Annotated in this window: 11 protein-coding genes and 1 pseudogene; 6 read left to right on the forward strand and 6 right to left on the reverse strand. The window is 50.1% G+C overall.

What is annotated here, in order from left to right; translation table 11 throughout:
* Positions 1-325: 325 nt before the first annotated feature.
* A complete protein-coding gene (locus BLW34_RS16210; protein WP_177166043.1) occupies positions 326-751 on the reverse strand; it encodes a hypothetical protein in 426 nt (141 codons plus the stop codon).
* Positions 752-789: 38 nt separating this feature from the next.
* On the opposite strand from BLW34_RS16210, the gene BLW34_RS13200 reads away from it, so the two are divergent.
* Positions 790-2,421: an MFS transporter gene (locus tag BLW34_RS13200; RefSeq protein ID WP_256203801.1), complete on the forward strand. Its 1,632-nt coding sequence runs from the start codon at positions 790-792 to the stop codon at positions 2,419-2,421.
* An 84-nt stretch (positions 2,422-2,505) separates the two neighbouring features.
* Here BLW34_RS13200 and BLW34_RS13205 read toward each other — a convergent pair whose 3' ends face one another.
* Both BLW34_RS13205 and dnaK read right to left on the reverse strand, forming a co-directional pair.
* Positions 2,506-4,917, reverse strand: coding sequence for a Lon protease family protein (locus BLW34_RS13205; RefSeq protein WP_090580510.1), 2,412 nt, complete (start codon positions 4,915-4,917; stop codon positions 2,506-2,508).
* 104 nt (positions 4,918-5,021) lie between these two features.
* On the reverse strand, positions 5,022-6,917 hold the full coding sequence (gene dnaK / locus BLW34_RS13210; RefSeq protein ID WP_090580486.1) for a molecular chaperone DnaK: 1,896 nt from the start codon (positions 6,915-6,917) through the stop codon (positions 5,022-5,024).
* A gap of 447 nt (positions 6,918-7,364) precedes the next feature.
* Here dnaK and BLW34_RS13215 point away from each other — a divergent pair, with 447 nt between their 5' ends.
* The 5 genes from BLW34_RS13215 to BLW34_RS13235 all read left to right on the forward strand — a co-directional run bounded on the left by BLW34_RS13215 (position 7,365) and on the right by BLW34_RS13235 (position 9,292).
* Positions 7,365-7,658: a helix-turn-helix domain-containing protein gene (locus BLW34_RS13215; RefSeq protein ID WP_090580489.1), complete on the forward strand. Its 294-nt coding sequence runs from the start codon at positions 7,365-7,367 to the stop codon at positions 7,656-7,658.
* Positions 7,659-7,669: 11 nt separating this feature from the next.
* Positions 7,670-8,170 carry an IS630 family transposase gene (locus BLW34_RS15770; protein WP_218138861.1) on the forward strand — a complete coding sequence of 167 codons (501 nt, stop codon included), beginning with the start codon at positions 7,670-7,672 and terminating at the stop codon, positions 8,168-8,170.
* Positions 8,171-8,298: 128 nt separating this feature from the next.
* Entirely contained in the window at positions 8,299-8,658 is a 360-nt protein-coding gene (locus tag BLW34_RS13225) for a hypothetical protein (protein ID WP_090580492.1), read from the forward strand.
* Positions 8,649-8,951, forward strand: a complete 303-nt coding sequence (locus BLW34_RS13230; RefSeq protein WP_090580495.1) for a hypothetical protein — start codon at positions 8,649-8,651, stop codon at positions 8,949-8,951. Before BLW34_RS13225 ends, BLW34_RS13230 begins: the two co-directional genes overlap by 10 nt.
* An 8-nt stretch (positions 8,952-8,959) precedes the next feature.
* Positions 8,960-9,292, forward strand: a complete 333-nt coding sequence (locus tag BLW34_RS13235) for a hypothetical protein (RefSeq protein ID WP_090580498.1) — start codon at positions 8,960-8,962, stop codon at positions 9,290-9,292.
* 1,247 nt (positions 9,293-10,539) lie between these two features.
* Here the strand turns inward: BLW34_RS13235 and BLW34_RS13240 are convergent.
* The 3 genes and pseudogenes from BLW34_RS13240 to BLW34_RS15775 all read right to left on the reverse strand — a co-directional run.
* A complete protein-coding gene (locus BLW34_RS13240) occupies positions 10,540-10,926 on the reverse strand; it encodes a hypothetical protein (protein WP_090580501.1) in 387 nt (128 codons plus the stop codon).
* Between the two features lie 790 nt (positions 10,927-11,716).
* Entirely contained in the window at positions 11,717-13,081 is a 1,365-nt protein-coding gene (locus tag BLW34_RS13245) for a hypothetical protein (RefSeq protein WP_090580504.1), read from the reverse strand.
* A 100-nt stretch (positions 13,082-13,181) separates the two neighbouring features.
* Positions 13,182-13,348: pseudogene (locus BLW34_RS15775) on the reverse strand (IS110 family transposase); the annotation flags it as partial.
* Positions 13,349-13,685: the final 337 nt, after the last annotated feature.

A 13,685-nucleotide genomic window follows, 5' to 3' on the forward strand; every position in this document is an offset into this window, starting at 1 on the left:
CCAAATCGAGTCCGGCCTTTTCCTAGCTCGCTCACTACCACGCCTCTTAAACGCAGCAGCAGTAGGTGGTTTGAAGCCTCCGCCTGTACGGCGACTCCGAGGGACCTACCCTCATCTCTTGTGTAGCATAGCTGCACGAGGGAATTTCACCCCCTGTGCGCCTTCGTGGCACACCCTCATCCCAGTGTACCAGAGCTCTCTGCTGAGGTATCCCTACAAAAGCATTTAGCTCGATATAGAAAGGGGCGCGCGCTCCTTTGGGGAGTGGAGGCTTCCAGAAGCTAATGTCATTCGGAGCAATATCCGGGAGATTTTTGAGTCACGGTCAAATCCATTTGGCAGTGACGACTAAATATGCTTGTACAGTCTCCCGATAGCAGCGTAATCTTTCACAAGGGCATCTAAATTCCCGGTCTGATTGACTTAAACATTCATAAGCATGGGAGGGGGGCATGGAAAGATTCGATAGTAATTTGGCGATGATCCTATCTATTTTCGTGGCGACGGTAATAACATTGCATTCTTTTTCAGTCATGCAGATGTTCTGATTGTCATCGATGTCATTTCTCCGTATCTTGAATGCCAGAGAGAATAATTTATGAAAGAGAATCCTTTCATCCATAATCTGATGCACAGAGCTTTCATGCAGTACGGTAGGGTTCTTCAAAGCGAATATTTTGCTGACCATTACGGCAAGCTGTCCCGCTGGCTGGACCTTGACAGGCAGAAGGAAGGGCTCAGCTTTAACCATCCGTGGGCCATTGGCTGCGGTTGCTTAGCATACTGATCGTGTCAGGCAGAATGGCAGGATCAGCATTTTCTCCGTTCAAGCATCGCGTGTTCGCGATTTTATGGACAGCGACGCTGATTTCGAATATCGGCACCTGGATGTTCAACGTCACTTCCGGCTGGCTGATGACAGAGCTGTCGCCCTCGCCTTTTATGGTGTCGATGGTGCAGGCAGCGACAGCCTTGCCGGTTTTCCTGTTCGCTCTTCCCGCGGGGGCGCTTGGCGATCTTTTTGATCGCCGCAAGCTGTTGTTATGGACGCAGATTCTCCTCGCCGTGGCACTTTTTCTGTTTGCAGGGTTGTTATGGAAAGGTAGCGTTAATGCCTGGGTTTTACTGCTGTTTACCTTTGTGACCGGTGCAGGATCAGCTTTCGCCCTGCCTGCGTGGCAGGCGATCATACCGCGCCTTGTGCCACGGGATGCGCTGGAGCCCGCGATTGTCTTGAATGGGGTGAGCATCAATATCGCCCGTGCCATCGGCCCAGCACTGGGCGGTTTTATTCTGGCAGCGGCAGGCGCTGTGGCGACGGTATTGCTGGATGCCGTTTCCTATCTTGCCGTCGTGGCAGCACTATTGTGGTGGCGTGCCGCCGCGGCGCAAGCTGATGCGCTGCCGCGCGAACATCTGGTCGATGCTATGCAGGCGGGCATCCGATTTGCGCTGCATAGCATCCCTCTACGCAATACTTTGTTTCACGCGTTGGCTTTTTTTATTTGTGCATCCGCCTATTGGGCATTGTTACCCCTGGTGGCCAAGGATGTGCTCCAAGGTGGCCCTAGTCTTTATGGCATTTTGCTGACTGCGTTGGGGAGTGGTGCTGTGGCAGGAGTATTCCTGCTCTCGCTCATAAAGAAATACCTGAGTGCGGATAAGATCATAATGCTGGCAACGGCAGGAACAGCACTGTGCTCGATGATGTTCGCCTACGGCGGGCAGACAGTTACCGGCATTGCCGCCGGATTTGCAGGTGGGGTGTCATGGATCCTGGCTGTATCATCGTTGAACATTTCCGCACAAGTGGCGCTGCCGGATTGGGTGCGCGCCCGCGGCCTTGCCATCTTCCAGATGGTGTTTTTTGGTGCAATGACGGCGGGATCACTGGGCTGGGGACAGGTAGCAGAAATAGCTGGTTTGCCATTGGCCTTGATAGCATCAGGACTACTGGCGCTTCTTCTGATTCCTGCCACATGGCGATTCAAGCTCAATCTGGGTGAACATGATGACTACACCCCATCCGGTCATTGGGACAAACCTGTTCTGGCCACGCCGGTTGCACACGATCACGGCCCTGTCTTGGTAACACTGGAATACTGTATCGACGATGCAGATCGAGATGCGTTTTGCTTGCTGATGCGGGAACTGGGCGTGATTCGCCGCCGCGACGGGGCTATTCAGTGGGGATTCTTTGAGGATGCCGAGGATCGTGGACGCTTCATCGAGATGTTCACGGTTGAATCCTGGGCTGCGCATCTGCGCCAGCATGCCCGCGTCTCAGCAACCGATAAAATCCTGCAAGACAAAATCTTTGCTCTGCACCGCGGAGCAATTCCGCCACGCGTGACGCATGCTGTCACGCCGCATGCAGGAACCCCTCTGAAAACGATTCCCCAAACCCATTATGATTTATGAAAAGAGAAATGAGTTAATTGGATCCGGGTAGGGAAGACGCTGAATCCATGTACTGCTTCTTCGCCGGCCTGGAACCGGGCCAAGTCAATTCCTTTCTTCCCCCTTTTCCTGCTGCGGCACAAATGACTTGCTGATCTTGGTGAGTTCTGTCAGCCGCACGGCTACCTGATAATTGATACTGCCTTCCGGATACTTGCCTTCAGCGTCAGCCTCTCCTGCTGGCAGGCCAGTTAACAGCGTGATGGCCTGATCGACATTTTCCACGGCATAGATATGAAACTTGCCAGCCGCTGCGGCGTCGACCACATTTTTTCGCAGCATCAGGTGTTTGACATTGGCGGCAGGAATCAATACGCCTTGTGTGCCAGTCAATTCCCGTGCAGCGCAGATATCAAAAAATCCTTCGATTTTTTCATTCACGGCGCCAATTGCCTGCGCCTGGCCGAACTGATTGACTGAGCCCGTTATCGCCAATGACTGGTTGATTGGCGTATGCGCCAGATTGGAAAGCAGTGCGCATAGCTCTGCCAAGGACGCGCTATCACCATCAACCATGCCGTAAGACTGTTCGAAAGCGAGGCTGGCGGCTAGCGCCAGTGGCTGATTTTTGGCGTAGCGCGCAGCCAGGAAGGAGGACAGGATCAACACTCCTTTGGAGTGAATCGCGCCCGATAGCTTAACTTCACGCTCGATATTGATCAGATCCCCTTTTCCGAAGCGGGTGGTGGCAGTGATTCGGATCGGCTGCGCAAAGGCAAATCCACCCAGTTCGATCACCGAAAGGCCATTGACCTGCCCCGTCACCGCGCCCTGTGTATCGATCATCAGGGTGCCGCGCAGGATAGCCTCATATAGCCGGTCTCTCACTCGATCCTGCCGGCGGATCTGCGAGTCGATCGCCTGCTGGACATCACTCGCCAGCACCACATCATGGCCTGCTTCACGTGCCCAGTAATCTGCCTCGCGCAGCAAATCAGCAATGCTGCGTATGTGCGCGGAAAGTTTCTCGGAGTCGCCCACCAGGCGTGCACTGTGCTCGATCACCCTGGCGATCGCATGACGGTCATAAGGCAATAATCCCTCTTTGCGCGCCAATGTGGAGATCAATTGGGCATAGAGCAGATGGGATTCCGCATTGCGTTCGAGGGTGTCTTCAAAATCTGCAGCCACCTTGAACAGCTCGCTGAACTCGGGATCGTACTCCTGCAGCAGGTAATAGAATAAACGATCACCAAACAATACGACTTTGATATCGAGTGGAACCGGCTCTGGCTCGAGCGATACGGTACTGACGAGACTGTATAGCTGCCCCAGCGATTCAATATGAATCTTGCGCGACTGTAACGCCCGCTTCAGTCCTTCCCAGGCGAATGGCTGCATCAGCACCTTGCGCACATCCAGCAGCAGGTAGCCGCCGTTGGCTCGATGCAACGCGCCTGGCTTGATCAGCGTGAAATTGGTGACCAGTGCGCCAAACTGGGCGACATGCTCCACTCGCCCGACCAGATTGCTATAAGTCGGGTTATCCTCACTGATGATCGGCGCACCCGGTTTTTTATGGTTTGAGGCCAGTACATTGACCTGGTAATTATTAAATGTCTGATGAGTGATGATCGTCATGCCAGAGACGTTGACGGATTCCTCGGGTTTGCGGAAATCATCCACATGCATCACCATATCCTGCTGCACCGCATCGAGAAAATCGAGCACGTCGGGTAAATCAGCATAGCTCGAACGCAACTCATTGATCATGTGCTCGACGGTTAACAGCATGATATCGCGGCTAAGCTGCTTGATCCGTTCGCTCCGTTCCCGGCGGCGCTGCGGCAGATGGCTGAGCATTTTTTCCAGATGCGCCTGCAATTCGGCAATAGCCGCTTCTATCCGATCTTTTTCTGCCTGCGACAGCTTGTCGTATTCTTCCGGTGGAATCACTTCACGGTTATGGCTCGGCGCCAACGCAAATCCTTCGGGTGTACGCAGCAGCACGATCTCCTTCTTCTCGGCTTCCTCTCCTAGCTCCTTTATCTCGCGTTCCTGCTGCTCGTTATACTCCTGCTGGATCGCGCTGACCCTGCTTCGATACTCTTCACTCTCAAACTGCGCGGGAATGGCGCTGCGCAAATAATCCACCAGCCGCTCCATGTGCAGCCGCAATTCCTCTCCTCTGCCGGCGGGAAGCTTAAGCACTTTTGGTTTGTGCGGCTGGGCAAAATTATTGAGATAGCACCAATCCGACGGTTCTGCTTCCTTGCTCGCTTTGGTTTCCAGAAATTGCTGCACCAGGCTGTGCTTGCCCATACCAGGCGAGCCAAGCACAAAAAGATTGTAGCCTTCCCGGCGAATGCCCGAGCCAAAGCGCACGGCATCCATGGCGCGCGCCTGACCGATGATCTCCGTCAGATCCGCCACTTCTGCCGTCGTCTGAAATGTAAACTGATCGGGGTCACAGGATAGATATAGCCGCTGCGGTTCCAGGGGAAGAATAGTCGTCATTGTTTTTATTGGAAAAAATAAGATAGAAATAATGCCATCCTGTTTATGCCAGACTGAACAGGATGGCAACGAAGTCATCAACAAAATAGCGTGCCATTTAAAACTTACTTATTTTCATGATACTCAGCATCGACCACTTTACCTCGCGGGCCAGACCCGCTGGGACGGGGCTCACCCGAGGCTGCATGGACATCAGGAGGCGGCTCGGGTCCTTCCCAGCGGGTTTCTGCATAAGGCCTCCCTTTGGGCGCTTGGCCGGATTGCGCATAGAGCGTCGCACCTGCTTCTTTGAGCAGCTTCTTGAGCGCTTCTGCCCGCTCAGTGGCTAATGCCACCTCCTTCTTGATGAATGCTTCCTTGGTTTCACGCAACGATGCTTCAATGCGTTTCTTCAGATCATCAGTCAGTTTGTCGGCAAAGTTGGCAAGCATCTTCTCAGCTTCGTAGCAGCTTGCATCCGCCGCGTTGAGCTTTTCCGCATCCTCACGCCGTTTCTTGTCTGCTTCGGCATAGCGCGCAGCATCATCCACCATGCGTTTTTTGTCTTCTTCTGACAGCCGGGTTGATCCCGAGATATTGATGGATTGAGATTTACCACTAGCCATATCTTTTGCTGAAACGTTCAGAATACCGTTTGAATCAATGTCGAAGGTTACTTCAATCTTGGGTATTCCCCGTGGTGCGGGGGGCAGCCCCTCCAGATTGAATTCGCCCAGACTGACATTATCCGATGCCATGGGCCGTTCACCCTGAAAAACGTGAATGGTGACGCTGGTCTGCATATCGGCTGCCGTGGTAAACGTTTCAGTGCGCTTGACCGGAATAGGAGTATTACGCCCGATCAATGGTGTGGCGATCCCTCCCAGTGTTTCTACGCCCAACGTGAACGGTGTTACATCCACCAGCACGATCCCGCTCACCTCTCCTGCCAGCACCCCGGCCTGGACCGCAGCACCGGCTGCCACGCACTCCATCGGATCAACCCCCATCTCCGCCTTGCGGCCGAACAGTTCCTCGAAAAAAGCGCGCACCACTGGCATACGCGTCGGTCCACCCACGAATACTATGCGATCCACGTCGCGCGGACCAATGCCCGCATCATGCAAGGCCTGTTCGACCGGACGACGACAACGCTCGATCACCGGCCGCACCAAACGCTCAAGCTCGGTACGGTTCAAATCCAGTTCGAGATGGCGGGGCTCACCGGCTACTGAAGTCAGATAGGGCAAACTGATATGCGTGGTCACACTGCTGGTCAGTTCGATCTTGGCGGTTTCCGCCGCCTCGATCAGGCGGGTTGCTGCCTTGCGATCACCGCGGACATCCACGCCGGTCGCCATCTGGAAACGCTCCGCCAAGTGCTCGAAAATACTTTGATTCATGTCCGTGCCACCGAGCTGAGTGTCGCCACTAGTCGATTTCACTTCGAACACGCCCTTGCCGAATTCCATGATGGTGACATCCAGCGTACCCCCGCCGAAATCGATTACGACGATGCGTAATTCCTGACTCAACCGGTCCAATCCATAGGCCAATGAAGCAGCAGTGGGTTCATTGACCAGACGCACTACCTCCAGGCCGGCAATACGGCAGGCATCCTTGGTGGCAGCACGCTGATTATCGTCAAAATAAGCGGGTACTGTCACCACCACTTTTTCCACCGGTTCACCCAGAAAGGCTTCTGCATCGCGTTTGATCTTTTGTAACAGAAAGGCAGAAAGCTGCTCCGGGGTATAGTCCCGATCCCTGAGACGGATCGTTTCACGTTTGCCCATTCTGCGCTTGAAAGCAGTCACCGTTCCCTCGGCATTCGCTGCCATCTGGCGGCGCGCAGGTTCGCCGACCAGAACCTGTCCGTCACTGGTCAGTGCCACATAACTCGGAAATGCCTTGCCGCCGATGCTGATACCTTCGGCACTGGGAATAATGACGGGGCGTCCTCCACGCAAAACCGCTGCCGCCGAATTGGAAGTGCCTAGATCGATACCTATGATGGCCATATGTCCCCCTTCGTATCTAATTCAATTCACTTGATAGATGATAGATGCGCTATCTCAACATAATACTTCATCCAGCTACGTCGTGGCGCGCTTCTAGCACTCAATGACACAATAACTGTTAAGCTCCGTTCTATGTTGATCTCATATTTCTGGTTGATTTGCCGTTCGATGCCCCATTCCCATCCGCTAGAAAATGGTGACTTAAGTGGGTAACCGCATTACTCTGGATCAATGTCAAAAGAGCAAGTGCTGAGCCTCCTCTAGGCCTAATCGCCGTTTACTGCACCGCACTGGATCAAAAAAACCAAGGTTTATTTTCTATGGGTTTATTCATCCCAAGAATCGCGATTCAAGCATACCAATATAATTCTATTTCGCGTTATAAGATGTAAATAAGTCATCTAGGCTCACGTAAATGGATGACAATTATGGCAAGACCAGCAAGTGGTGAAGAGCATCTGTAATCTGCGTAATCGGGCGAACCGATCGCTTGAAGAAGAGAGGGTGCTGTTGCAGGAGGTATTTGACAATACCGGCGTTGGTGGAGTATTGGTGGTGCCGTCGTTTGCCGATAGGTTGCGCCAGAAGATGGGTGTCCCGCTTTCGCTTTCGGCCATATACCGAATGCTTGCACGCCATGGTTGGCGTAAGATTGCGCCCGATGCCACCCACCCAAAAGGAGATCTCTTAGTCCGGGAAGACTGGAAAAAAAACTCCCCGGGGTGCTGGGTCAAGCGATAGCGGAGTTTGCTGTGCCCCGCCCCATGCGGCTGATGTTTCGATTTGGCCGCATCAGCGACTGCCGTCGCGCATGGGCGCCTCGTCCAGTGCGTCCGCTAGTCAAGGCTATGCTTACCTACGAGTACACCTACGCTTATGCGACAGTCTGCCCGTTGGACGGAAAGTTTGACAGCTTGGTGTTACCTAATGTCAACACTGAGTGCATGCAAATCTTTCTTGATGAAATCGCCAGGCGCTACCCCAATGAGAATATCGTTATGGTGATGGACGGTTCTGACTGGCATCGCAGCCATTCGCTGACGTTAGCTGAGAATCTTCGCTTGCTGCTACTGCCACCTTATTCACCTGAACTCAATCCAGTCGAGCGCCTGTGGGATGAGTTGCGCGAAAAGAACTTTCATAACCGTGTATTTGACAGTATCGGCGCGCTCGAATCTCATTTAGTTGATGCACTTCGACATATGGAGGAAACTACGGATGTGGTGAAATCAATCGCCGGATTGGATAATTAATTCACTTTGTAACGCTAATTAGAATAAGGAAATGTCCCGCCACACAAGCGATCCGATAAAATTACAGCTATCTGAACATTCACCCACTTGGTGAAAAGAGGAGGATCAGCGATGGGGTTTTGGCACAAATGGTGCTTCCATTCCAAGTGGAGGCGACGGCCTACGTAACTCCACTGGTGCTCATGCTCAATGGAGGCGGCCGATCATTAGAGGACATGCGCACGCTCAAGAATGACTCTGCGCTATCCACCTTGCTGAAGTTGGGCATGCTGCCAAGCACGGATGCTGTGGGCGACTGGTTACGTCGTACCGGTGCTGGAGAGGGGTTGGCGGGTCTGTCTCGCTATCCAATCGGCGGAGCATTGCTACGCGGACTCGGCAAACCGGCATCACTGCTCATACGCTGGATGGGGATGCTTCACAAATTATCGCCGAGAAGAAAGCGGCTCACTTTACCTACAAAGGGGAACAGGGCTATATGCCGATGATTGGTCATCTGGGTGAGGCAGGTGTGGTGGTTCATGATGAATTCCGTGAAGGCACTATTGCTCCGGCCAGCAGAAATCTTGAATTCATCAAGGACTGTGAAACTCACCTGCCCAAGGGGCATCGAACCACCCATGTCCGCATGGATTCGGCGGATTACCAGGCAAATGTCCTCAACGATGTGAAGAAACTGGCAAAACCTTTGCCATTGGCGGTCGACTTGATGAGCCGGTCCTCAAGGCCATCAAAGCCATCCCTGAATCAGGCTGGAAGCATTATGCCGATTGCGCCATAGCTGAAACCATGCACAGCATGAATGGCATGCACAAGGCGTTTCGCCTGATCGTAGTCAAGTACAAATACCAGGCTGAATTGTTCGATGATCAGCCCAAGTATCACGTGATCGCCAGCAATCGGGTTGAGTCGACGGCAGACACCCTGGTCTGGTATCGAAGCTGTGGCGAAGTCTCCGAGAACGGCATCAAGGAGCTAAAAATCGGCTTTGGTATGGAATGCATGCCTTGCTGGCAGTTCGAGACGAATGCCGCCTTTTTTCGCATCGGCGTAATCGCTCATAACCTGTTCGTCCTGTTCAAGCATTCTGCACTGGGGGCAATTGGCAGCGTCATCGAGTGACAACAGGACAACAGTACGCTGGCGACTATTCCATCTACCAGGCAAGCTTGTGCGGCATGCCCGCACGCTAACGCGCAAGATCGCCGCCGAGTTCGTCGAGTTGTTCCGAGGCATCCGTATTAGAAGCTACCAATTGGCACAATCCCTCGCTCCGTAGCTGAACCGGACCGTCATTTGCTCGCTACCGCGCCTCCCGTGACAAGGGTAAGCTCATCCTTGAAGAGTTAAAATAGACCAATAACGCCAGAATTGACGATATCTGCTTGAACTCGCATCAGATACTCTGCTTTCTCCTTGTTTCCACTCTCATAAGCATCCCTTTGCATACTAAAAAAAGAGGATAAAAATCCAATCGCGGAATTTGGGCTCATCCTATTTATTTGTGGATCTAACAAAGTTAGTTACGATGAAAGATAAATCGACGTATTTCTATAAAACATAAGGAGGTAACATACAGTTTGCCGTCTTGAACTAAGCCGCTATCTCGGTGGCCATCCAACATCGTTGTCTTCATACGTTCCACCGATCCACTCTACTTGCTGCAATTAACATAGAAATCCCCAATCCTTAATCTCGGGGATATCCCCGGTTCCATTAAGGAGACGAAGATGAAAACATTACGTGAACAGATGGACGATGCCATGATATTGCGTGATTTTGCGTTGCGCACGCGCGAATCATACCTGGCAGCAGTTGGTGCGTTGGTGAAGTGACCAGATCAAAAAGATCTTAAAGGAATTCGCTTGCCTACCGATTACAATATTTCACGAAATTTTATCGTGATTACCCCAAGAAGTCTTTCCCCGCCCGAATCGCATGATCCGGCGGGGTTTATCGCAATCAGCTCGAAGTGTCAGCAAAGTACATTGATATAATAATCAAAGCCGTCAATACGCCGAATATGAATGCGATATTGATACCAAAATCTCTAAGTGTTTTAGAATCATCTTTTGTCTCTTCTACTGAACTCATATCGCTGTTACTCCTATATTATGTGTAACAGTGAAAATCATGAACCGAATCAGGGCTAACTTCATTGATCTAGGTCAACAAAATGCTAATTGTAGGTCTCAATGGCTTTAGTTGTTTAGCCCCACAAATACATTGAAAAAGCTAGGGAAGCAGTGCGGCGAAATAACTCAGTACAGAGATAGTGATATAGATGTTTGGGAATGAATGGAGCGCCAAGCACTCCATCCCACTGAGCTACCGGCGCTGTCATTTTCTCGAATAGCTATACTTCAGTTTTATAAATATGGATAAAGCCATATAAAGGTTATTGCAAAAACTGTTAGCAAACAGATCAAAAGCTCATTACATATAAACCTATAGGGTTTGATGGTGCAGGCATCTGCCAGCTCTGTACTAATTTTTTTTGCCACATCCATTTCCAGAAATCTTATACGACGATAAATTGGCCTATTTACAAACCAACGAAGGCATTCAAGTACTAACAAAATACACGTTAAACCAACTTGTATAAAAAGCTCTTCTTTTATAAGCATGTGTATTTGTTCAGAAGAAAATAACCAACCGAGCGCAACCAAATGTATGCCGGTAGATATCCAAACATTTTCAATGTACTGTTTTGTTAGAAATTTTAGCGCGTCTAACTTTCCTACATCCAAGTCCATAATAGCTACTCCTTGCCCTTTCGTTCGACAACATTCGTTACTTCATTTTGGGTACTAGCCCGAATATTTCATAAATTAACACGTGCCCTCACTTGCCTTTTGATTAATAGGAAAGATTTTGCTCAGTCGGGTGTACGAGTCACTACACCACTCTTTCTCAAGACTTCCCTATTAATCAAAATCCTGCGTGATCATCACGCGAATTTATGAAATATTCGGGCTAGTTAAGAAAAAAACACAGATTTCTTTTTTTGAAATGGTTCTGCTCAATTCATCAATCCTATGTTAGTCCGCGTTTGAGAGTCAAATACCCGCGGCATAGGTATAGTTGAAAACTTTCCTATCTGAGCTATCGGATAAGAAACAAGCAAGCATTTGCCTGCCGAATTGAATCAAGTCGCGCCCGACTTCCATTCCGAATGCCCTGCCCCTTCATTCTTCCGTTTACCCCAGAGCGCTCAGGTGACAGCGCCGTGCCGTAGCATTATTGGCGGTTTAGAATTGGGTTGGGGGAAGTAGATTTTGTGATCTCGGTATTCGATAACGCTGCAACATGAAGGATTTATAGCTGTCATATGGCTACTGCACTACTTCCTTCATCCGATTGTATGTGATATAGCTCCACGAATAGCGGCATACCTCGCGCCTCGGACAGATCGTTGTCAAGTGATATTACAGGGAATGTATTAAATTGACTTGCTCAGTTATGACTTGCTTAGAATTATAAAACAGACAATTAAATAGAGCGCGATTAGCTACTATTCTATAAATTTTAGTGTATTGCAGCTTTCTAGAATCTATACGTATAACGCAAAAAATAATCTATATCTTCGCGTTTTTGTAGCATGTTGATATGCTGCCTGATATCCTTGTTATAACGCAGGCGTACCTCGACGGCCTGCTTATTATCGATAACCCATTTGTAGCGTATCTCGGCCTGATTGACATTGTTATTGAAAGTTGGTGACAACAACCAGCCATCACCTACACGACCAAATGCAAATCCGACACTATGTTGTGGAACAATATCGATAAAATTTAAACTAACCTGGGTCGCGAAGCCATTGGCAGAACCTGACGTGCCAGTATTCATAGCGCTGCGATCCGGTACGATGGGTGCATAGCCCACCTCTCCTGAAAGCATGAATTTCATGCTTTCTGTCATCGGCCACTGTGCTGCAAGTCGGCCAACTATACCCCAGTAATCATGGACCGTACTAGCACCTACGCCTTTGCTGTGCAGAGCATCCGGCAGCCAAGTGATATCTACTGTGCGCTGCACAAGCGGTCCAACTTTTTGGGTGTTTTCAACACTGACGAAATAGGATAAGCGACTGCCATCATCTCTGAAATTAAGGGGCGGGCGGCGCACTTGGGTTGCACTCTGGGCATCGTTATACTGTGCAATAGCTGTCGTAACCCAGCCGTTTGTGGCGTTATGCCGAACCTGCACACCATCGGTCCAGGTGATATTGGTAAAAGGGCTGTCTTCACGATCAAGCGATTTTTCAGCTACACCCTTCAACAGCGCTACGCTCTGGAAACGCCCCACGCGCATCTGCCAGGCATTATTCGAATTATACTCAGCATAGATCTCGTCCAGCGTGGAATCCCCATGGCGCAAGCCATTCTCTTCTGGGATACTATTAAATATTTCGAAGTGCAGTTTGTTACCGTCTGTGGAATAGCGTCCTGCAAAACGTACTTGCATTCGCCATTGCTTATTGAATTTTGCGCCAAGTCCGACCCGGGGACGTACACGAATTTCGTGGGTTGCTGTCTCTTTTCCATCGCGATCGTCGCGATGCAATGAAAATAAGCTAGCGCGTATATCACCGTTCATTGAAAACTCAATGGCTGCAGCTGAATTGACTAAAGTCAGGCTTAGGCCAGAGAGTAGCAGCCTTGTCCATTTCTTGAAATGAAATATATGAGCTTTGAGGTGTGTCGTCAAATATGAAGTCCATATGACTAAGCGACGAGTATTTTTGCATAGTATCGCAGTGTAAATTCTGTTGGTGATAGATAATCCAGCTTTTCTTGCTTTTTGCTGCCAGCGATCACTTATCCAGTAGTATTCAGGGGCAGTCTCCTCAGTGACCACATAGAATCTTTGCCTATCATCCCTTTCAGCAAGTAAAGCTTGAACAACCATCCCGAATTCAAGCGTTATCCAACAGGATTTTTCGTCGTGATATTTCTCTAAAAAACTATCATCAGGAATCAAGTCAGGTTGGGTGCCATGCTTCTTGTAAGCTGCCGCATGTTTCCATGCAAATCAATAGGACTCCAGGTTAGTAAAGAATTTCACCATTTCGCTGCGGCGCATTTATTTGCGCAGAACAATCTTGCCGTGTACCTCCACACCATGAAACTGAAACACTTCTTTTACCAAATCAATGCCTATCGTTGTAATCTTCATATAGGATGCTCCTCTCTAGTTATGTGGTTTTCAATATCCCCACTTCGGTATTTTGATGCCGTTTAGGGTAAAGGGCGGTCCATTCTATTACTTTTGGCGCGCTATCCCGTACATTTTTACTTGTATATTAAGACCAACGATAAAATTGTTTTAGACTAGCACTGATTTCTGGGGAAGCCAGTTATACCTTAAGCCTTGAGCTTGTGAGAAGATAGGCTCCCCGCCCTCGTCATCGATATCGTGGAGTATCCAAGGTCTGTAAGCTTTGCTTCTGAACCTGAATTTGCAAGGAAGATAGATGAAGTGCCAGGGTCAGGGAACCAGAAAGCATGATAAC

The sequence above is a fragment of the Nitrosomonas sp. Nm58 genome, from assembly GCF_900107335.1.
GTDB lineage: Bacteria > Pseudomonadota > Gammaproteobacteria > Burkholderiales > Nitrosomonadaceae > Nitrosomonas.

Bases quoted from the DNA above. Each gene is read 5' to 3' on its own strand.
- BLW34_RS16210 (WP_177166043.1), bottom strand. From the start codon at position 751: ATGGTTAAAGCTGAGCCCTTCCTTCTGCCTGTCAAGGTCCAGCCAGCG.
- BLW34_RS13205 (WP_090580510.1), bottom strand. From the start codon at position 4,917: ATGACGACTATTCTTCCCCTGGAACCGCAGCGGCTATATCTATCCTGT.
- dnaK (WP_090580486.1), bottom strand. From the start codon at position 6,917: ATGGCCATCATAGGTATCGATCTAGGCACTTCCAATTCGGCGGCAGCG.
- BLW34_RS13225 (WP_090580492.1), top strand. From the start codon at position 8,299: ATGGTGCTTCCATTCCAAGTGGAGGCGACGGCCTACGTAACTCCACTG.
- BLW34_RS13230 (WP_090580495.1), top strand. From the start codon at position 8,649: ATGCCGATGATTGGTCATCTGGGTGAGGCAGGTGTGGTGGTTCATGAT.
- BLW34_RS13235 (WP_090580498.1), top strand. From the start codon at position 8,960: ATGCACAGCATGAATGGCATGCACAAGGCGTTTCGCCTGATCGTAGTC.
- BLW34_RS13240 (WP_090580501.1), bottom strand. From the start codon at position 10,926: ATGGACTTGGATGTAGGAAAGTTAGACGCGCTAAAATTTCTAACAAAA.
- BLW34_RS13245 (WP_090580504.1), bottom strand. From the start codon at position 13,081: ATGGTTGTTCAAGCTTTACTTGCTGAAAGGGATGATAGGCAAAGATTC.